16 protein-coding genes are annotated in these 19,382 nt (G+C 63.3%); 6 read left to right on the forward strand and 10 right to left on the reverse strand.

The genetic code is table 11. The features are described 5' to 3' along the window. Window positions 1–94 precede the first annotated feature (94 nt). From glyA to HUS66_RS05105, 4 genes are all read right to left on the reverse strand, one after another. Entirely contained in the window at window positions 95–1,360 is a 1,266-nt protein-coding gene (glyA, locus tag HUS66_RS05090; protein WP_175069877.1) for a serine hydroxymethyltransferase, read from the reverse strand. A 185-nt stretch (window positions 1,361–1,545) separates the two neighbouring features. Beyond that, window positions 1,546–2,985, reverse strand: coding sequence for a polyphosphate:AMP phosphotransferase (locus HUS66_RS05095; protein ID WP_175069878.1), 1,440 nt, complete (start codon window positions 2,983–2,985; stop codon window positions 1,546–1,548). A 97-nt stretch (window positions 2,986–3,082) separates the two neighbouring features. After that, window positions 3,083–5,725: an FtsX-like permease family protein gene (locus HUS66_RS05100; protein WP_175070106.1), complete on the reverse strand. Its 2,643-nt coding sequence runs from the start codon at window positions 5,723–5,725 to the stop codon at window positions 3,083–3,085. Further along, a complete protein-coding gene (locus tag HUS66_RS05105; RefSeq protein ID WP_254628722.1) occupies window positions 5,725–6,453 on the reverse strand; it encodes an ABC transporter ATP-binding protein in 729 nt (242 codons plus the stop codon). Before HUS66_RS05105 ends, HUS66_RS05100 begins: the two co-directional genes overlap by 1 nt. A gap of 223 nt (window positions 6,454–6,676) precedes the next feature. On the opposite strand from HUS66_RS05105, the gene HUS66_RS05110 reads away from it, so the two are divergent. Then, on the forward strand, window positions 6,677–7,444 hold the full coding sequence (locus HUS66_RS05110) for an arylesterase (protein ID WP_175069880.1): 768 nt from the start codon (window positions 6,677–6,679) through the stop codon (window positions 7,442–7,444). Here the strand turns inward: HUS66_RS05110 and HUS66_RS05115 are convergent. Both HUS66_RS05115 and HUS66_RS05120 read right to left on the reverse strand, forming a co-directional pair. Next, complete coding sequence (locus tag HUS66_RS05115; protein WP_175069881.1) at window positions 7,435–8,325, reverse strand: DMT family transporter; 891 nt, start codon at window positions 8,323–8,325, stop codon at window positions 7,435–7,437. The two genes, HUS66_RS05110 and HUS66_RS05115, sit on opposite strands and share 10 nt — an antisense overlap. Before the next feature lie 176 nt (window positions 8,326–8,501). Next, complete coding sequence (locus HUS66_RS05120) at window positions 8,502–8,771, reverse strand: SelT/SelW/SelH family protein (protein WP_175069882.1); 270 nt, start codon at window positions 8,769–8,771, stop codon at window positions 8,502–8,504. 83 nt (window positions 8,772–8,854) lie between these two features. On the opposite strand from HUS66_RS05120, the gene HUS66_RS05125 reads away from it, so the two are divergent. The 5 genes from HUS66_RS05125 to HUS66_RS05145 all read left to right on the forward strand — a co-directional run bounded on the left by HUS66_RS05125 (window position 8,855) and on the right by HUS66_RS05145 (window position 14,576). Next, window positions 8,855–10,171 (forward strand): MFS transporter, encoded by a 1,317-nt coding sequence (locus tag HUS66_RS05125; RefSeq protein ID WP_175069883.1) that lies wholly within the window; start codon window positions 8,855–8,857, stop codon window positions 10,169–10,171. 105 nt (window positions 10,172–10,276) lie between these two features. After that, window positions 10,277–10,708: a PAS domain S-box protein gene (locus HUS66_RS05130; protein ID WP_175069884.1), complete on the forward strand. Its 432-nt coding sequence runs from the start codon at window positions 10,277–10,279 to the stop codon at window positions 10,706–10,708. 132 nt (window positions 10,709–10,840) lie between these two features. Next, window positions 10,841–11,101: a PA3496 family putative envelope integrity protein gene (locus HUS66_RS05135; RefSeq protein WP_254628699.1), complete on the forward strand. Its 261-nt coding sequence runs from the start codon at window positions 10,841–10,843 to the stop codon at window positions 11,099–11,101. Between the two features lie 199 nt (window positions 11,102–11,300). Then, window positions 11,301–12,962: an energy-dependent translational throttle protein EttA gene (ettA, locus tag HUS66_RS05140; RefSeq protein WP_175069885.1), complete on the forward strand. Its 1,662-nt coding sequence runs from the start codon at window positions 11,301–11,303 to the stop codon at window positions 12,960–12,962. 261 nt (window positions 12,963–13,223) lie between these two features. Further along, window positions 13,224–14,576 (forward strand): DUF2254 domain-containing protein, encoded by a 1,353-nt coding sequence (locus HUS66_RS05145; protein WP_175069886.1) that lies wholly within the window; start codon window positions 13,224–13,226, stop codon window positions 14,574–14,576. 78 nt (window positions 14,577–14,654) lie between these two features. Here HUS66_RS05145 and lpxL read toward each other — a convergent pair whose 3' ends face one another. From lpxL to HUS66_RS05165, 4 genes are all read right to left on the reverse strand, one after another. Beyond that, window positions 14,655–15,593 (reverse strand): LpxL/LpxP family Kdo(2)-lipid IV(A) lauroyl/palmitoleoyl acyltransferase, encoded by a 939-nt coding sequence (gene lpxL, locus HUS66_RS05150; protein ID WP_175069887.1) that lies wholly within the window; start codon window positions 15,591–15,593, stop codon window positions 14,655–14,657. 24 nt (window positions 15,594–15,617) lie between these two features. Continuing rightward, entirely contained in the window at window positions 15,618–16,718 is a 1,101-nt protein-coding gene (gene alr / locus HUS66_RS05155; protein WP_175069888.1) for an alanine racemase, read from the reverse strand. A gap of 338 nt (window positions 16,719–17,056) precedes the next feature. Then, the gene (gene rpoS, locus HUS66_RS05160; protein WP_175069889.1) at window positions 17,057–18,031 is read right to left on the reverse strand and encodes an RNA polymerase sigma factor RpoS; all 975 of its coding nucleotides are present in this window, start codon (window positions 18,029–18,031) and stop codon (window positions 17,057–17,059) included. 120 nt (window positions 18,032–18,151) lie between these two features. Next, window positions 18,152–19,381, reverse strand: a complete 1,230-nt coding sequence (locus HUS66_RS05165) for a peptidoglycan DD-metalloendopeptidase family protein (protein ID WP_175069890.1) — start codon at window positions 19,379–19,381, stop codon at window positions 18,152–18,154. Window position 19,382 lies beyond the last annotated feature (1 nt).

Genomic DNA, 19,382 nt, shown 5'->3' on the forward strand with positions numbered 1-19,382 from the left:
CCGGAAGCGACTCCCAGGCACAAAAAAACGCCCCGGCCAATGGTGGCCGGGGCGCTATCATGTCCCGTCAGGTAATAGGCAGTGGGGACAAGGCTCAGTCGCGATAGACCGGGAAGCGGGTGCAAACCGCTTCGACCTTGGCCTGTACCTCGGTTTCGGCGGCGCTGGAATCACCGCTGACCATGGCGTCGAGGATGTCGCAGATCCAGGTGGCCAGATCACGGCATTCGCTCTCACCAAAGCCGCGGGTCGTGACCGCAGGGGTGCCGATACGCAGGCCGGAGGTGACGAACGGGCTCTGCGGGTCACCGGGCACGGCGTTCTTGTTGACGGTGATATGGGCGCGGCCAAGAGCGGCGTCCGCATCCTTGCCGGTCAGGCCCTGCTTGATCAGCGACAGCAGGAAGAGGTGATCTTCGGTACCGCCGGAGACGATGTCGAAGCCACGCTCGATGAAGACCTTGGCCATGACCTGGGCGTTCTTGACCACCTGCTGCTGGTAGGCCTTGAAGCCCGGCTCCATGGCTTCCTTGAAGCAGATCGCCTTGGCGGCGATGACGTGCTCGAGCGGGCCGCCCTGGCCACCCGGGAAGACGGCAGACTGCAGCTTCTTCTCGATATCGGCATTGCCTTCGGCGGACAGGATCAGGCCACCACGCGGGCCACGCAGGGTCTTGTGGGTGGTGGTGGTGACCACATGGGCGTGGGGCAGCGGCGTCGGGTAGACACCGGCGGCAACCAGGCCCGCCACGTGGGCCATGTCGACCAGCAGGTAGGCGCCCACTTCGTCGGCGATCTCGCGGAACTTGGCCCAGTCGATGATCTGTGAATAAGCGGAGAAGCCGGCGATGATCATCTTCGGCTTGTGCTCGCGGGCCAGGCGCGCGACTTCCTCGTAGTCGATCAGGCCGCTGTCGTCGAGACCGTACTGGATGGCTTCGTAGTGCTTGCCAGAGAAGTTCGGCTTGGCGCCATGGGTCAGGTGACCGCCAGCGTCGAGACTCATGCCGAGGATGGTGTCACCCGGCTTGACCAGCGCCTGGAAGACCGCACCGTTGGCCTGGGAACCGGAGTGCGGCTGAACGTTGGCATAGCTTGCCCCGAACAGCTCCTTGGCGTAATCGATGGCCAGCTGCTCGACGACGTCGACATACTCGCAGCCGCCGTAGTAGCGTTTGCCAGGATAGCCTTCCGCATACTTGTTGGTCAGCTGCGACCCCTGCGCTTCCATCACTCGCGGGCTGGCGTAGTTCTCGGAAGCGATCAGTTCGATATGCGCTTCCTGGCGAGCAGTTTCCTTCTGCATCGCCTCGAGCAGAGCATCATCGAATCCGGCAATCTGCATGTCACGGCTGAACATCGTCGTAGGTCCTCGAGCTAGGGGGGTGAAACGATGGCGTCATAATACCGCAGCCAAGGACGCCTTTCACATGAAAGCCGGTCATCCCGTACTCGATAATTTCTCACCTTGGCTTTAGTCACACTAAAGCCAAGGCGTGCCTCACGCAGGGAGACGACCAAGCGGCGCTCACCTATCAGCCTAATTTAGATAGCACCGTCCAAGCGACGCTCAAGCAGCGCATTGACCTGCTCGATCACCTCGAGACGCGCCTGACGCTTGTCATCACACGCAATCAACGACCAGGGGGCATGCGTCCGATGGGTCTGGGCGAACATCTCATCGATGGCGACCTCGTAGTCATCCCAGCGAGCGCGATTGCGCCAGTCTTCCTCGGTCAGCTTGTGTTGCTTGCGAGGCGTGTTGGCTCGCGCCTCGAAGCGCTTGAGCTGCTCATCCTTGCTGATCGACAGGAAGAACTTGCCAAGCACCGTGCCGTGCTCGAGCAGGCATTTCTCGAAGTGGCGAATCTCGCCATAGGCGCGGCGCCATTGAGCCGGGGCGGCAAAGCCTTCCACCCGTTCGACCAGCACTCGCCCGTACCAGGAACGATCGAAGATGGCGAAGCGTCCATCGGCGGGCAGCCGTCGCCAGAAACGCCACGCCCAGGGGTGGAGACATTCCTCATCGGTAGGCGCAGCGATGCTGTGCACGCGATAGTGCCGCGCATCCAGCGCCGAGGTCACCCGGTGAATACTGCCCCCCTTGCCGGCGGCGTCATGGCCTTCGAAGACCAGCACCACGGGAATGCCGCGCTGGGCCGCCGCGCGGCTGTTATGCGACAGCCGCGCCTGCTGCTCGACCAGCCGCTGCTGGTAGTCGTCCTTTTTCAGGTGCCCGCCCGGCTGAGAGGCGGGGTCAGGTTTGGTCACCGAGGGGGCATTTTTGGCCGCCGGTGCCAGGTGACAGCTTGCCCAGGGCGCCTCGGGATCGACCGTCGGCTGCTTCGCGGTATCGAGCAGCCGCTCGGCCACCTGATGGATCAGGTCTTCCGGGTCGTCACCGGCAATGCAGTGCCAGGGCGCCCATTCGGTATGGGTGATCTCGCGTAGCGGCTTGCCGAGCGCCTTGATCAGCGGATGCTGGAGATGGCGCTGCCAGTCAGCGGGATCGAGCTGCCATGCCCGACTCGGATCCTCCTGCATGGCGGTCAAACGCTCGCCTTGCGTTTTGCGATCGATGTCCAGCCAGATCTTGACCAACGCCACGTTCTCGGCGGCGAGCTCGGCCTCGAACTCGCGGATCATCGCCAGGCGATCCTCGAAAGCGCCGGCGCCGATGCGCCGCTCGGCACGGGTGAAGAGTGCATCGCCATACCAGCCATGGACGAAGATACCGGTAGTGCCACGAGCCGGAATACGCCGCCAGTAGCGCCATAGCGCCGGCCGCTTGGCATCCTCGCTGCTGGGCTCCAGGGCATGCACCTCTGTACGGCGGTTCTCAAGCCAGTGATTGAGCATGTTGAGCATGGGATGCATGTAGCTCGCCGCCTGGCCGCTAAGCACCAGCACCAGGGCCCGGTTTTCTCGCTTGGCCATCTCCAGCTGGGCTTCCAGCAGTTGATAGCGCAGGGTCTCTGTCTTCATCTATCGGCCTTCATCCTTGTGTCTCGACCCACCTGGCCTGGCTGCCCCTTGTCAGTACCGGGACTGCCCGAGGGCTGCCGGTCTCATGGGTCCTGCCTCACGACTCGCCGAGCAGGCCAAGGCTCGCCATGGGAGTCTGGCGGCGCAGGCTGCGCGACAGACCATGACCGATCAGCCCCACCAGCAGGGCGCCACCCAGCGGCAGCCCTATCCACAGCCAGGGATGCAGACGCGGCGCCAGGTCCAGCCAGCCGGCATAGATCCCTGCGGCGGCAAGCTCGGCGAGCAGCGCGCCCATCAAGCCACTCGCCAGGCCCAGGATGGCAAACTCGGCGCCCTGTACCCGGGAAATCAGCCGGTCGCCGGCACCGAACACCCGCAGCAGGCCACTCTCGTGGGCACGCAGCGGACGGCTGGCAATCAGCGCCGCATAGAGCACGCTGATGCCGGCCAGCAGCACAAAGCCAAGTACCAGCTCCACCGAGCGGGTGACCTGAGTCAATAGCTCGCGCACCTGGCCGAGGATCGCTTCGACGTTAAGCAGCGACACTGCCGGGAAATTCTCGACGATCTGGCCGGGCAGCGGACTCTGGGCATCGCCCAGATGGAAGGCGGTGATATAAGTGTGACCGAAGAGCTCCAGCACACCAGGCGGGAAGATCACATAGAAGTTGGGACGAAAGCTGTCCCAGTCGAGATCGCGAAGACTGGTGATACGCCCGGTAAGAGTGTCGGCGCCGATGGTGAAGCTCATGGTGTCACCAAGCGCCAGACCAAGACGGTCGGCCAGCTCACCTTCCAGCGATATCGGCACAACCTTGTCGGACGGCTCCGTGGCCGCCCGGTCACCGGCATTCGCTGCATCGTTTGAAGACGCCTCTGCACCCGAAACCGTATCGCCCGGCCCGAACCACTCCCCCGCCACCAGGCGGTTGCCCTCTGGGAGAGTGTCGCGCCAGGTCAGATTGAGCTCACGCCGCAGGGCATTGCTGCCCCGGCCGCTTTCGGGCACCGCCTCCTGGGGCGCTTGACCGTTGAGGGCGGTGATGCGCCCGCGCACCATCGGATAGAGCGCGGTGCGATCGTCTACCGCCCCGGCCAGGGTCTCGACGAAGGCGTCACGCTCCTGAGGCTGGATGTTGATGGCGAAGTAGTTGGGCGTATCCTCGGGCAGTTGGTCCTGCCAGGCGGTGAGCAAATCGCCGCGCACCAGGCCGATCATCGCCATCGCCGCGAAGGTGACCGCAAAGGCCAGTAGCTGACCGAGACTCGCCTGACGACGGCGGCCCAGCTGGCGGGCGCCGAGCCGCAGTGCCCGGGTCGGTGAGGAGCCATGCGAGCCTTGGGGCAGCAGCGCGGCCAGGCGCAGTACCCCGCTCAACAGCAGCATGCCGACCCCGCCCAGGATCACCAGCATCACCAGGCCCCCGACCAGCAACGCCGCAGACAGCCAAAGATCGCCTGAGTAAAGCCACATCAGGCCTCCGAATACCAGACTCGCCATGGCCACCACCAGCCAGGCCGAAGCGGGCAGCGGGTCGAGTTCACGCCGCAGCACCTTCAGGGCACTGACCCGCTTGAGGCGCAGCAGCGTCGGGCCGGCGAAGCCGACCAGCACGGCAAGCGCCGTGAGCACCCCGAGCGCCAGAGGCAAAGGGCCAGGCGGCGGCAGTTCAAGCGGCAGGAAGGCGGTCAAGAGCGCCAGCAGACCCGCCTGACCGGCCAGGCCCAGCAAGGCCCCGCACACGGAGGCGGCCAGCGCCAGCCAGCCGAGTTGCAAGGCAAAGAGCCGGGTAAGCTGGCGCTGAGAGGCACCAAAGCAGCGCAGCAAGGCGGCGGTATCGAGGTGGCGATCCACATAGCGCCGAGTGGCCATGGCCACCGCCACCCCGGCCAACAGCACGGCGGCGAGGCCGGCCAGCGCCAGGTACTTTTCGGCACGCTCCAGGGCGCGCCCGAGGCCCGGTCGATCAACTCGCACATCCCGCACCTCGACCCCGTCGCGCTTGAGCGCTGCGAGACGCGCATCGAGGCTGGACACCGCCGCCGGCGGCCCGGCCGCGAGAATCTCGTACTCGACCCGCGAGCCCGGCTGCACCAGGCCGGTGGCCGCCAGGTCATCGACGTGCATCATCAGCCGCGGGTTGAAGCTCGAGAAGCCGCCGGACTGATCGGCCTCGCGCTCGATGATACCGCTCACGGTGAGGGTGGTGCGCCCGACCCTTACCTCATCGCCTAGCTGAAGACCGATCAGCGACTCGAGCCTCGGATCGACCCAGGCTTCCCCCGGCGCAGGCCCGCGAGGCAGCGGCTCGACGCCGTTGCCCACATCGACCCGTGAGGCGCCATACAGCGGGTAGGCGCTGTCGACCACCTTGAGGCTGGCCGGCTGGAAGCGCTCGCCGCGACTGATCATCGACACCAGGTCGACCTGATCCGAGAGGGTCAGGCCGGCCTCTCGCAAGGTGCTTTTCAGCTCGCTGGAGAAGGGCTCGCCCTGCTCCAGCACCAGGTCCCCCCCCAGCATCTGTCCAGCCTGGCGAGTCAGGCCGCGTTCGAGACGATCGAGGAAGAAGCCGATCATGGTCGAGGCCGCCACCGCCAGCGCCAATGCCACGAACAGCGCCCGTACGTCGGCGGCACGCAGATCGCGCTTGAGGCCTCGGGCCGCGAGCCCCAACCAGTGCAGGCCATTGCCCCAAGTTCGGCGGGTGTCGCGCCGTGAATCACCGCTTGCCATCATGCGCCCACCTCCTCAAGGGTCATGTCCACCAGCTGGCCGTCGATGAGCCGCAGGCAGCGATCGCAGCGCCGCGCCAGAGCATGGTCGTGAGTCACCAGCATCAGGGTGGTGCCGGCCTCGCGGTTGAGGGCAAACAGCCGCTCGATGATGCGCTCACCGGTAGCCGGATCCAGGTTGCCGGTCGGCTCGTCGGCAAACACCAGCTCGGCGCCGGTGACGAAGGCGCGGGCCAAGGCCACACGCTGCTGCTCGCCGCCGGACAGCTGCTTGGGCAGGTGATCGAGGCGCTCGCCAAGTCCTACACGCATCAACCAGTCGCGGGCCCGGGCATCATTGTCGGCGGCAGGCGCCAGCTCAAGCGGCAGCAGCACGTTTTCAAGCGCGGTAAGGGTCGGCAGCAGCTGGAAATTCTGGAATACGAAACCCACCCGGCCGGCCCGCAGTTGAGCACGTCCGTCCTCGTCCAGGGCAGCCAGCGACTCGCCAAACAACTTGAGCTCACCGCTGCTTGGCGCATCGAGTCCGGCCAGCAGTCCCAGCAGGGTAGACTTGCCGGCGCCACTCTCGCCGAGGATCGCCACCGTTTCCCCGGGGAACACCGTGAGCGAAAGATCACTCAGAATGGTCAGCGACCGATCGCCACTCCTGACCTGCTTGCCGAGATGGCGAGCCTGTAGGATGGGCGCAAGATCATGATTCGAGGAGGTAGACGTAGTGGAGGACATAGTGGAGGACGACGTAGTGGAGGACATGGTGACTGGATTCCCTGTTGGCCTGAAAAGGTCGAAACGCGGTGCCAAGGGCCCCGCGGGGCGAAACGCTGCGCTGAGCGCCGAACCGTTCGCTTGGACGGGACGGTACGCCCGACACGCAAGACATCTGGTGCAAAGGCTGGGCCGTTGTCTGCTGGGAGCGGCCCCTGCCAAGAAATCCGAGGCGACATCCACCATGACAAGAGGTCGCGGTCCGCTAGCAGGGCTGACGGCTGGCCTGAGCATGGGCCTGGCCGCGCTGGGCATGGCGGCGCCAGCCCTGGCCGATACCTCCTCGGCCGGCTCCACCGCCGACCACCCCACCCTTTTGGTGATGGGAGACAGTCTGAGCGCCGCCTACGGGCTCGAGCGGCCAGAGGACGGCTGGGTCAGTCTCTTGGCTGCAAGGCTCGACGACGAGGCACAGGTGGTCAATGCCAGCATCAGCGGCGAGACATCCGCCGGCGGCGCCACACGCCTGCCTGAGCTGTTACGACAGCATTCACCCGATATCGTGCTATTGGAACTTGGCGCCAACGATGGTTTGCGCGGCCTGTCGCCTAGCCAGATGCGCAGCAATCTCGAATCGATGATCGAGAAAAGTCAGGCCAGCGGCGCCCAGGTGGTGCTGCTGGGCATCGATATTCCGCCCAATTACGGCGACGCCTATCGGTCGGCCTTCACCGGCGTTTTCGAAGACCTGGCCGAGCGCCATGAGCTGCCGCTGGTGCCCTTCCTGCTCGAAGGGGTCGCCCTGGAAGATGCGCTGATGCAGGACGACGGCCTGCATCCTACCGCCAAGGCCCAGCCAATGATCCTGGATAATGTATGGCCGACCCTGGCGCCGCTGCTCGAGCAGGCGGCGGCAGGGGCAGAGACCTCTTCTCTAACCATTTCACCATCCGCCTACCTATTCACCGACCTATCAGCCTCACTACCCACTCCCCTGTTCGCTCAGACCTGAGGGGCCGGCTCGGCGGCCTTCTGCCACTGCTGAAGCCCCAGGCCGCCGAGAATCAGCACCAGGCCAACCAGCGTCGAGATCAGGATTGGCTCACCGACCACCAGGTGCAGCAGCAGCAGGGAAATCGGCGGCGACAGAAAGATCAGGTTGGCCACCTTGGCGGTGCGGGAAATGCCCCGCACCGCCAGCTGCCAGAGCACGAAGGCAATCCCCATCTCGAAAAGCCCCACATAGACCCCGGCACTAATGCCCTTCCAGCCATACCATTCGAAGCCCGGTCCCAGCGCGATCAGCAGCGTGAATACCGGCAAGCCAACACTGAAGTTCTGCCACTGCGCGACAAGCGGGGGGCGACTGTCACGCGCATTGAGCAGCCAGTAGAGCGCCCAGAGCAGGGTCGAGGCCAACGCCAGCCCCACGCCCAGCGGGTCGGCGAAGGCCACGTCGAGCACTGAGCCACGGGTAGCGATGGTCCAGACACCGGCATAGGCAATCAAACCGGCGATGATATCGATGCGGGTCAATCGCTGGCCGAGAATCGGCACGGCGAGAAAGGCCATGGCCAGCGCCCAGGTGTAGTTGAGCGCCATTGCCTCCTGCCCCGGGAGGCGATCATAGGCCGCGAACAACACCAAGTAGTAGGCGACCGGATTCATCATCCCCGCCCACAGCGCGGTACGCCAGCCCTGCCCCAGCGCCTGGCGCAAGAGCCCCTTTCGCCATACAAGAATACCCATCAACGCCCAGGAGACCAGGGCAGCGATCCACATCAGTTCCAGCGGCGACATTTCGCCAAGCGCAACCTTGAAGGCCGTGGCCACCGTGGACCATAGCCCCACGGCGCCCAGGCCGCACAGCATGGCGTGACGTTCCTGTGTCATGCGTTCTCCTCGTTTATGATGCGCCATTGGCGGGCAGTATCGGCGCGGCTGACGGCCGGCGATGCAGAGCCATCAGCTATTTATTGAGAGCCATCAGCCATTTATTGAAAGCCATCAGCCATTTATTGAAAGCCATCAGCCATTCATTGAGAGCCTTCAGTTATTCATACAAGCCCTCAGCGGTCCAGATGCCCCAGGTCTCGCGAGGGGTCGAGTCGATCACGCACCCGCTGCTTGAGCAGCTTGATATCAGGGAAGCCGTCATCGCGCTTGCGCTCCCAGAGTCGCTCATCGTCAAAGGTGATCTCGAAGTGCCCGCCGTGGCTTGGCACCAGCGCGACCTCATCGAGGTCTTCGCCGAACGTCGACAGCAGTTCCTGTGCATACCAGCCGGCGCGCAGCAGCCAGTGGCACTGGGTACAGAAATGGATACGCACGCTTGCCATTGGACCTCCTCCCTGTTGGACATTTGCCCGGCATCATAACTGAGGCATCATGGCCGCTGGAATGCGCACAGGGAGCCCACTGCATGCCACCAACCGAGATTTCACAGACCCGCCTCTACGAGTGGCTGACCGGCGATGACGACAGCCGGATGTGTAAGGATATTCCCGACTCCGCCTGCCAGGTGCAACCCAGGAACTTCCTGCAGCATTTGATTGCCTCGCTAGGCAACAAGCTGGCCGATGAGTTGTCCAGTGCCCGCCTGGTGTTGCCCTGGTTGATGGGGGCGATCGGTGCACCGCTGTGGATGGTGGGTCTACTGGTCCCGATCCGCGAGGCCGGTGCCCTGCTGCCACAGGTGTTCGTGGCCGGTTTCATACGCCACCAGGCGCAACGCAAATGGACCTGGGTGGCCGGCGGGCTGGTTCAGGCCGTGGCCGCTCTGCTGCTGGTCGCCCTCGCCCTGTGGGGCCAGGGTGGCGTCGGCGGCAGCCTGGTGCTGGTCGTACTGATCATACTGTCACTGGCCCGCGGCCTGTCGTCGATCGCCACCAAGGACGTGCTGGGCAAGACCATCGCCAAGCAGCGCCGTGGCACCCTGATGGGGTGGAGCGGCAGCATCGCCGGGGGCGTGACCTTGGCCGCCGGTATCCTGCTGTTGTTTTTCGATGAACGCCCCAGTGAGCTGGCCCTGGCGGTACTGATGAGCGTAGCGGCGCTTGGCTGGGGGCTGAACGCCCTGTGTGCAGCCCTCATCGAGGAGGCACCGGGGGCCGTGGAAGGCGGTGAGAACGCCTGGGACAGCGTGCGTCAGGGCCTGCACCTGTTGCGCGAAGACCCGGCCTTTCTGCGCTTCAACCTGGCGCGCGCCCTACTGCTCTCCAGCGCCCTGGCGCTGCCCTACATCGCCTTGCTGGCTCAGCAGCGCAGCGGCTCGAACCTGGGCGACCTGGGCCTTCTGATCATCGTCTCGGGGCTTGCCGGCATGCTGGCGAGCCCCATGTGGGGCAAGCGGGCCGACAACTCCAGCCGACGGGTGATGCGCGATGCCGGCCTCGCCGCGGCGACTTGCTGTGCCCTGGCCGCGCTGGCGGGCGGACTCCCCGGTGCCTGGACAACCACTCCCTGGCCCTACGTCCTGCTCTACGGGCTGCTGGTGATCGCCCATGCCGGGGTGCGCCTGGGACGCAAGACCTACGTAGTGGATCTCGCCAATAGCGACCGACGCGCCCTCTATGTGGCGCTGTCCAATACGCTGACCGGCTTTTTGATGCTCCTGGTCGGAGGCCTGGTAGGCGCCCTCGCGCAGTGGTTCGGCAGCGCGGTACTGCTTGGATTGCTCGCCGCCTGCGCGCTTGCCGCCGCGCTAACCGCTCAGAGCCTGCCCGAGGTCGAGGAGTGAGCGCAACACATTGAAATCTGGCAACCGCCTAGCCATGATATAGCGATATACACTGTGGCTAGGCCATATCTACTCCCTCTTAGGGTCGCGACAGGAACGCTTCGCATGAAAAGACCGCCCATGATCAGCCCCGAGCTTCTGGAACGCATCATCGACGCCTCGGAGGACGGTATTGTCGTTGCCGAACGCGAGGGTGAGGAACACATCCTGATTTACGTCAATCAGGGCTTCGAACGGCTGACCGGTTACAGCACCGATGAAATCCTCTACCGTGACTGCCGCTTCCTGCAGAACGACGACCGCGATCAGCCCGGCCTCGCGCGCATACGCGATGCCCTGATCGAGGACCGCCCCTGCCGCGAGATCCTGCGCAACTACAAGAAGGACGGCACCCTCTTCTACAACGAGCTGTCGATCACCCCGATGCACGACGACCAGGAAAACATTACCTACTACCTTGGCGTGCAGAAAGATGTGACCGAACGAGTCGAGGCCATCGCCGAGCTCGAGCGCGTCAAGGGCAAAGCCAAAGACTGATTTTTTCCCATTCCCCTCTTGTCCTCATTCGCAACTGGCGTTATATAGCCAGCTACGCACCCGCGTTGCCCGATGCTCGCTCGAAGCGAGCATCCGTAGCCATCTCTACATGGGGTCATGGGAGGATATCGCATGAGCCGCAAACACCAAGTACACGACGCGTCCGACGATGCCACTGATGACGTGATCTATGACGGGGACGTCGATGCCTTCATGGACGCCGTGAATGACAGCCAGTACACCCCCTCTCGTTCCTCACGCACGGAAAGCCTGCAGGCACGGCGCCGCCTAGAGAGCCTATTGGAGGAACGTCGCCTCAAGCAGGTCATCGACGATGACTGGGGGCTCGACGGCGAAGAAGAGGAAGAGGAAGAGGAAGAGGAAGAAGAGTAAACCACTCGGCGAATGCCATCCCCGCATAGCAGCCACCTTCACCACAACCAGCTCCAGAACGAGCATAAGGACGCGGGCCCCGCCGCCCGCGCCACCCTGCGCAATCCCCCATCTCTTCGGCTCAATCACCGCCCAGCGCTGGCCTTTCGCGGGTGCGGCCACTATCATCGTGCCGAAACCCTCAACCCAATGGATATCCATGGCGCAATACGTCTATACCATGAACCGGGTGGGCAAGGTCGTCCCTCCCAAGCGTCAGATCCTCAAGGATATTTCGCTTTCCTTCTTCCCGGGCGCCAAGATTGGCGTGCTCGGCCTGAACGGCGCCGGCAAGTCAACGCTGCTGCGCATCATGGCCGGGGTCGACACCGAGTTCGAAGGCGAAGCGCGCCCCATGCCGGGCATCAACGTCGGCTACCTGCCCCAGGAGCCGGAACTCGACGACGACAAGAACGTTCGTGAGACCGTCGAAGAGGCGCTGTCCGGCATCAAGGAAGCCCAGGAGCAGCTCGAGGCCGTCTATACCGCCTATGCCGAGCCCGACGCCGACTTCGACGCCCTGGCAAGCGAACAGGCGCGCCTGGAGAACATCATCGAGGCCGCCGACGCCCACAACCTCGAACGCAAGCTGGAAGTAGCGGCCGAGGCGCTGCGCCTGCCGGCCTGGGACGCCCGTGTCGGCCACCTGTCCGGCGGCGAGCGTCGCCGTGTGGCGCTGTGCCGGCTGCTGCTGTCGAGCCCGGACATGCTGCTGCTCGACGAGCCCACCAACCACCTGGACGCCGAGTCCGTGGCCTGGCTCGAACGCTTCCTGCACGACTACAGCGGCACCGTGGTAGCCATCACCCACGACCGCTACTTCCTCGACAACGTGGCCGGCTGGATCCTCGAGCTCGACCGCGGTCAAGGCATCCCCTTCGAAGGCAACTACTCCGGCTGGCTGGAGGCCAAGGAGAAGCGCCTCGAGCAGGAGTCCAAGCAGGAAGCCTCGAAGAACAAGGCCATCAAGCAGGAACTCGAGTGGGTACGCAGCAATGCCAAGGGCCGTCAGGCCAAGAGCAAGGCGCGCCTCAACCGCTTCGAAGAAATGCAGTCCGGCGACTTCCAGAAGCGCAACGAGACCAACGAGATCTACATTCCGCCCGGTCCGCGGCTGGGTGACAAGGTCATCGAGTTCCACGACGTCGCCAAGGCCTTCGATGGCCGCCTGCTCTACGAGGACCTATCCTTCAGCGTGCCCAAGGGCGCCATCGTTGGCATCGTCGGCGGCAACGGCGCCGGAAAGTCCACGCTGTTCAAGCTGATCACCGGCAAGGAAGAGCCCGATGCCGGTGAGGTGGTGCTCGGCGATACCGTCGACATCGCCTATGTCGAACAGCTGCGCGATGCCCTCGACGACAAGCAGACGGTGTGGGAAGCGGTCTCCGACGGCCAGGACATGCTCAACATCAATGGCTACGAGGTTTCCTCGCGGGCCTATGTGGGTCGCTTCAACTTCAAGGGCAATGACCAGCAGAAGCGCCTCTCGGAGCTTTCCGGCGGCGAACGTGGCCGCCTGCAGCTGGCGCAAACCCTCAAGCAGGGCGCCAACGTACTGCTGCTCGATGAGCCCTCGAACGATCTGGACATCGAGACCCTGCGTGCCCTGGAAGACTCCCTGCTGGCCTTCCCGGGCTGCGCCATGGTGATCTCCCACGACCGTTGGTTCCTTGACCGTATTGCCACCCACATCCTCGCCTACGAGGGCGATTCCAATGTGGTGTTCTTCGAAGGCAACTACACCGAGTACGAGGCCGACCACAAGAAGCGCGTCGGTAACGACACGCCGCATCGCATGAAGTACAAGCGCATCGACGCCTGAAGCCAATGGCATTTGCGTGATGACCCGACGGGCGGTGGCAACACCGCCCGTTTTTCATGCCCGGATGACGGTTTCGCCGTCGTTCCTGGCGCCACCTCGCGTCACCCCCTCTCGATGCTCCCCTTCTCGACCAGCGCAGGCATTTCCCTATGGGGGATACCGGGTCGGTGTTGCCCTTGGCGTCGCTGAGCCTCTCAGCAACCTTGCATGGCACGTCTACAAAGGGGATAACTCACGCATGATCTTCATAGGGATGTGCTCATGACGAACCCCATACGCTGGCTGATCAATCGCGTTCTGAGCTTTCGACAGAGCATTGCCTTCCTGCCGAGCCTGCTGGCCATGCTGTATCTGGTGCTAGGACTCTTGGCCGTTCTTCCGCTGGGCGAGCGCTTGCCACTGCCGGACCTTCTGACAGGCATTCGCTTCACGGATATACAAACGCCGCGCACCCTGCTGTCGACGCTGATTGCCGCCATGATCTCGCTGACCGTGTTCAGTTTTTCCATGGTGATGTCGGTGCTGACCCAGGCCGGCGGCAACTTTTCTCACAAGCTGGTCTTCGGACTGATCACCGAACGTCATCATCAGCGAGTTCTCGGCCACTACCTGGGCACCATCCTGTTCATCCTGATGCTGCTGATGATTCCAGTGAGCGGTGATGTACCCAGCACCTGGCGTTCGCTGAGCACCTATCTGGGCGTGGCCATGGTCACCCATTGTTTGGGGCTCTTTGTCTACTTCATTCACAACGCCTCCCAGTCGGTGCAGATCAATGCCGTGAATCGTGGCCTGCACCAGGCCACCCGCAAGTCGCTTGCCAAGCTAGAGACGCGCCAGCAACGCCCGGGGTGGTGTCACCGGCCGACATCACAGTCGGTACAGCCCCACTGGCCACGCATCAAGGCACGCCGCAGCGGCTATATCCAGAACGCCGATATCGAGGCGTTGGCACGCCTGGCCATCGAGGCCGATGTGGTGGTGCACTTGAACTTCAGCTTCGGCGACTTCACGGTGGAGGGCTTTCCGCTGTTCACGATAGAGGCCTCCGAGCCCCCCGGAGAGCGCTTCGAAGCATCGGCACTGGGGCTGCTGGTCTACGTGGAGGGGGAGGTCGCCGAGGATCTTTACGTCAACGGCTTGACGCAGCTGATGGAGGTCGCCGTCAAAGCGCTGTCGCCAGGCATCAACGATCCGGGCACGGCTCGCCTCTGCCTGCACCAGCTAACCGAACTACTATGCCGGCGCTTGGAGTTTCATCCTTGCAACACCCTTACCGATAAGCAGGGAAAACGGCGCGTGATCTGGCAAACCGAACGCTTCGATAGCCTGCTCTACCGGCTAGTCAACCCGATCCTGCACTACGGCAAGGATGATGTGAGCATCGGCCTCGCCCTGCTCAAGTCGCTGAAGACGCTGTCGCTGTTCGCCGAGGAAGCCGAGCTCACCACCATCCAACGCCATGCCGAGCGGGTGATTGCCAGCCTCGCCGAGCGCGGCACTCACCTCCTGGATCGGCAATTCATCGGCGAGCGGCTAGCCAGCGGCGAGCATCGTCTCTCGCTTCCCGCCGAACTGCCGACGCCGAAGGAGAAGCCGGTAACGCCGTATTGAGACACTCTTTGGCTGGGCATCCAGCGATCTACATGGGCCAACGAGCACGCTCACGCCATCAGGTGAGCCACAACGCGCTCAGTAGAAGCCCGCCTCGCCCCGTGGGCGAGTCTTGAAGCGGCGATGCAGCCACAGATACTGTTCGGGGTGGCGGCGGATCGCCGCCTCGATGACCGCATTGACCTGAGTCGCATCGGCCACCTCGTCGCCGCTCGGGAAATGCTGCAATGCCGGCAGGTATTCGAGAGTGTAAGTGCGGTCGTCGGGGTTGCGGTGGAAAATCAGTGGCATGACCGGCGCGCCGGTCATGCGTGCGATCTTGGCGGTGAGCTTGATGGTCGCCGCATTGATACCGAAGAAGGGCGCGAAGACACTGGCGTCACGCCCGAAATCCTGGTCCGGCGAATACCAGACGTTGTTCCCGGCCTTGATCCGGCGCACCACGCCACGCAGGTCGTGTCGATCGATGGCTCGGCCGAAGATCCGGTTGCGCGCCTTGGTCATGAAACGTTCGAATAGCGGATTGTCATGCGGGCGATAGACCACATCGGCAGGGAAGAACAGTGAGTGCAAAGCCCCGCCCAGGTCCAGGGTCGAGAAATGCACGCCGATAATCAGCACTCCCTTGCCCTGGGCCTGTGCACGCACCATGTGCTCTTGGCCCTTGAAGGTGACGCGGTGGCGAAGATGCTCCGGGTCTCGGCACCAGCCGGTGGCGGTCTCGACCAGCCCCATGCCATTGGCGATGAAGGCCTCGCGCACCAGACGAGCCTGGGCCTTTTCATCCCGCTCGGGAAAGCACAGCCGGATGTTGGTCTCGGTGATGTGCCGACGGCGCTTGGCAAAACGCCAGGCCAAGAGACCGATCAGGCGACCGATGGCGAGCTTCAGGCACCAGGGCAGCCAGGCGATCAGGCGCATCAGCCCAATCGACAGCCAGGTCGGCCAGTAGCGAGGATGGGCGAAGGAGGCCTGGGTGCCGGTCTTGGTATCGGTTTTGGTGTCGTCCTGTGACATGCATTTCTCTAGTTCAGGGGCGGATCAGCCACCATGATACCGCCTCGGCGCCCGCGGCAGCACCCCGGTAAGCAGCGTATAGCTGATGGTATCGCAGTAACGGGCGACCTCATCCACCGATAGCACCTCACCGTTGGCCGCTTGGCCCCATAGCACCACCTCGCTGCCGATACCGGCAGACGGGAGATCGGTGATATCCACGATCAGCATATCCATCGACACTTTGCCGGCCAGCCCCACACGCTGGCCGTCCACCAGTAACGGGGTGCCATCCACCGCATGGCGATCATAGCCATCGCCATAGCCACAGGCCACCACGCCGATGCGAGTCGGGCGCGGCGCCTTGAAACGCCCGCCATAGCCCACCGGCTCGCCGGCATCGATCTCACGCACGGCGATGATCTCGGAACGCAGCGTCATCACCGGCACCAGAGAACGGCTGGCGTCATTGGCGCCCTCCAGGGGGTCGCTTCCATAGAGCATCACTCCGGGGCGATTCCAGGCACCATGGGCCTCGGGCCAAGCCAGGGTGGCAGGCGAGTTGGCCAGGCAGGTCGGCGCATCGAGGGACTTAGCCAGCGCATTGAGCAAATCGAGCTGGCGGCGGAAATAGCCCGGCTCGAGAGCGTCGGCGGTAGCGAAATGGCTCATCAGATGAAGGTCGGCGACATGGTCGGGCGCCGCCTGCAGGCGCGCCCAGATATCGGCGGCCTGAGCCGGGGGAAAGCCCAGGCGGTGCATACCGGAGTCGACCTTTAGCCATACAGGAATGGGGCGACGAGGCGTGAACGACAGCAGCGCTTCGACCTGCCATTCGCTATGCACCGCCACCCACAGGCCGAGGGCATCCACTCGCTCAAGCTCCGGCGCCTCGAAGATGCCCTCGAGCAGCACGATCGGCGCCTCGATCCCCGCCGCGCGCAGCGTTTCCGCCTCTTCGAGGCAGGCCACCGCGAAGGCCGGCGCCAGATCCTCGAGCGCCCGCGCACAGGCCACGGCACCGTGGCCGTAGGCGTCGGCCTTGAGTACCGCCACCGACTGGCTATGCGGCGCCAGGTCTCTTGCCAGGCAATAGTTATGACGCAAGGCATTGAGGTCGATGTCGGCGATCAGGGGGCGAGCCATGGAGGTCTCCGGCCAGGTAAGAGAGGACAAAAAAGAGGCTAAGATTATTTGTCATCCTGCAGGCTTTTTCACGGATTTTTTGACCAATTTTAGCTAAATTTACGGCTAAAAAGACTGCTAAATATAATTAATGAAGGCCATCAGCCTATCAGCCATGCCCTGAGTATTTCAGACCACCATGGCAACCGAAAATCGCACGCGAGAATACCAGGGAGAGAGGCGGGAAAACGCCCGGAACGGCATTGTCAGCAGCAACGGATCCGAGCGCTAAGATGAGGCAAGGCTTGAGCAGACGCAAAAACGCCGCGATGCAGGCATCGCGGCGTATCTCGGGAGGGTCACTCGAAGATGGCGTCCAGCGATAGCCCCTGCTTCTCGAGGACGCGCCGCAGCTTCTTTAGCGCCTCCACTTGAATCTGGCGAACTCGCTCACGGGTCAAACCAATTTCTTCACCGACTTCTTCGAGCGTTGCCGCCTCATGACCGCGCAGGCCAAAGCGCCTGACCACCACCTCCATCTGTTTCTCGGTGAGCTCGGCCAGCCAATCATCCACGTGCTGTTTAACATCGCCATCGACCAGCGAAGACTCGGGGCCATGGTCATTGTCATCGGCCAGCGTCTCGATCAGCGGCTTGTCGCTCTCACCGCCCATCGGATAATCCACCGAAGACACCCGCTCATTGAGGCCCATCATCTTCTTGACCGTCGACACTGGTTTGTCGAGGAAGTCGGCGATCTCCTCGGCGGTCGCCTCATGGTCGAGTTTCTGCGTCAGCTCACGGGCCGCACGCAGATAGATATTGAGTTCCTTGACCACGTGAATCGGCAGTCGAATGGTACGCGTCTGATTCATCAGCGCCCGCTCGATGGTTTGACGAATCCACCAGGTCGCGTAGGTAGAGAAGCGAAATCCACGCTCGGGATCGAATTTTTCCACGGCGCGAATGAGGCCGAGGTTGCCTTCCTCGATCAGGTCGAGCAGCGACAGCCCCCTGTTCAAGTAGCGCCTGGCGATCTTGACCACGAGCCGGAGGTTGGACTCGATCATCCGCGAGCGGCCAGCAGGGTCACCGGCTTGGGCGAGACGACCAAAATGCACTTCTTCTTCGGGACTCAGCAGTGGCGAGAAACCGATTTCGTTGAGATAGATCTGGGTAGCATCGAGACTGTGATGATAGGTATTCTCTTCCCGATTCAGGGCCTTCTCGAACGCGCGTTCATCTTTCTCTTGTGCTTCATCGACCTCATCGTCAACGGTCGTTTCGATATCCTCTATCTCGACATCCTGAAGATCCCGTTCAAGCATGCTCATCTCGCTACCCCACTATCTTCTTAGCCATGGCCAGACCGCCCCGAGCACTTATACTGCGATAGCGACGACCTGGCCATTAAGCTTCTGTCGTAGGCTTGCGCCTGCGTCAAGCGCTGCGGGTCACCGCCCAGGAAGGAAATCCAGGGGATCCTTGGGCTGCCCATCCTTGCGCACCTCGAAGTGCAGTTTGACGGCATCGGCGTCGGTATCTCCCATGGTGGCGATCACTTCACCGGCTTCGACCACGTCGTTTTCCTTCACCTGCAGACTGTCATTGTGGGCATAGGCACTCAAGAACTGATTATTGTGCTTAAGCAGGATCAGGTTCCCGTATCCCCGTACGCCATCCCCTGCATAGACCACAATTCCTGGGCCAGCCGCCTTGACAGATTGACCCTTTTGACCTCCGATATCAATGCCTGCCGTAATGCTCGAGCCTTCACCGAAGCCGTTGATCACCTCGCCGTCAGCAGGCCACTGCCAAGGCACCTCATCGACGGGCTGATAGGTGCGTCGCTCGGAAGCCGGTTCACTTCCCCCGGCAACTGCAGCGCCGGCGTCAGCCTGGCGAGATGACGACTGGCCTTGCTGTGACGACTGGCCTTGCTGTGACGACTGGCCTTGCTGGGGAGACTGGGCTGAAGCCGTTTCCGTTTTGGTCTGCGTCGCGTCCGCATCCTGTTGCTGCTGCTCGACGGCCTCTGCCTGCTCACGGGCTTCCCGCTCAGCTCGGTCGGCAGCACTCAGTTCCCCATCGGCACCGGGGCTTTCGTAGTTATAGACAGGCCCCGGTCCTTGCTCGCCATCGGCTTGCGCTGAGTGTTGGTCAGCCCCCTGGCTGGCTCCCTGATTGGCGGCTTGGCCACTGCCGGCCGCTGATGCCTGGGCCTGCTGACCGGCCTGCCCACTCGACGCATCGGATAGCGGTGTAGAAGTCAGCCGGCGGTTACGCTCGATGGCCGAAGTATCCGGCGCCAGCCAATCCGGGCTTTCACCACCGCCACTGCTAGCCGGGCTGGCCTGAGCCCCATCCGTCGTTTCGGCCTGAGCGATGGCGGCTCCCTGCTGATCGCCGCCTTGGCCGTCTGACAGGCGCAACTGCTGGCCAGGCTGAATGCGATAGGGAGGCGTAATGCCGTTGAGCTGGGCCAGGTTGCGAAAATCCATTTCATAACGCCAGGCAATGCCGTAAAGGGTATCGCCGGGTTCAACGGTATAAGTGCCGGTAGTCGCCTGCTTACGGGTCAACGAGAGATCTTGTACCTGTATGCCATTTGCCCCTTCCGGGGGCTGGGCCGCACAGGCGGCCAGGGACAACGTCACGGCAGAGGCCAATAGAGCCTTGCGCATC

This window comes from Onishia taeanensis, assembly GCF_013349955.1.
Taxonomy (GTDB): domain Bacteria; phylum Pseudomonadota; class Gammaproteobacteria; order Pseudomonadales; family Halomonadaceae; genus Onishia; species Onishia taeanensis_B.

Bases quoted from the DNA above. Each gene is read 5' to 3' on its own strand.
- glyA (WP_175069877.1), bottom strand. From the start codon at position 1,360: ATGTTCAGCCGTGACATGCAGATTGCCGGATTCGATGATGCTCTGCTC.
- HUS66_RS05095 (WP_175069878.1), bottom strand. From the start codon at position 2,985: ATGAAGACAGAGACCCTGCGCTATCAACTGCTGGAAGCCCAGCTGGAG.
- HUS66_RS05100 (WP_175070106.1), bottom strand. From the start codon at position 5,725: ATGGCAAGCGGTGATTCACGGCGCGACACCCGCCGAACTTGGGGCAAT.
- HUS66_RS05105 (WP_254628722.1), bottom strand. From the start codon at position 6,453: ATGTCCTCCACTACGTCTACCTCCTCGAATCATGATCTTGCGCCCATC.
- HUS66_RS05110 (WP_175069880.1), top strand. From the start codon at position 6,677: ATGACAAGAGGTCGCGGTCCGCTAGCAGGGCTGACGGCTGGCCTGAGC.
- HUS66_RS05115 (WP_175069881.1), bottom strand. From the start codon at position 8,325: ATGACACAGGAACGTCACGCCATGCTGTGCGGCCTGGGCGCCGTGGGG.
- HUS66_RS05120 (WP_175069882.1), bottom strand. From the start codon at position 8,771: ATGGCAAGCGTGCGTATCCATTTCTGTACCCAGTGCCACTGGCTGCTG.
- HUS66_RS05125 (WP_175069883.1), top strand. From the start codon at position 8,855: ATGCCACCAACCGAGATTTCACAGACCCGCCTCTACGAGTGGCTGACC.
- HUS66_RS05130 (WP_175069884.1), top strand. From the start codon at position 10,277: ATGAAAAGACCGCCCATGATCAGCCCCGAGCTTCTGGAACGCATCATC.
- HUS66_RS05135 (WP_254628699.1), top strand. From the start codon at position 10,841: ATGAGCCGCAAACACCAAGTACACGACGCGTCCGACGATGCCACTGAT.
- ettA (WP_175069885.1), top strand. From the start codon at position 11,301: ATGGCGCAATACGTCTATACCATGAACCGGGTGGGCAAGGTCGTCCCT.
- HUS66_RS05145 (WP_175069886.1), top strand. From the start codon at position 13,224: ATGACGAACCCCATACGCTGGCTGATCAATCGCGTTCTGAGCTTTCGA.
- lpxL (WP_175069887.1), bottom strand. From the start codon at position 15,593: ATGTCACAGGACGACACCAAAACCGATACCAAGACCGGCACCCAGGCC.
- alr (WP_175069888.1), bottom strand. From the start codon at position 16,718: ATGGCTCGCCCCCTGATCGCCGACATCGACCTCAATGCCTTGCGTCAT.
- rpoS (WP_175069889.1), bottom strand. From the start codon at position 18,031: ATGAGCATGCTTGAACGGGATCTTCAGGATGTCGAGATAGAGGATATC.
- HUS66_RS05165 (WP_175069890.1), bottom strand. From the start codon at position 19,381: ATGCGCAAGGCTCTATTGGCCTCTGCCGTGACGTTGTCCCTGGCCGCC.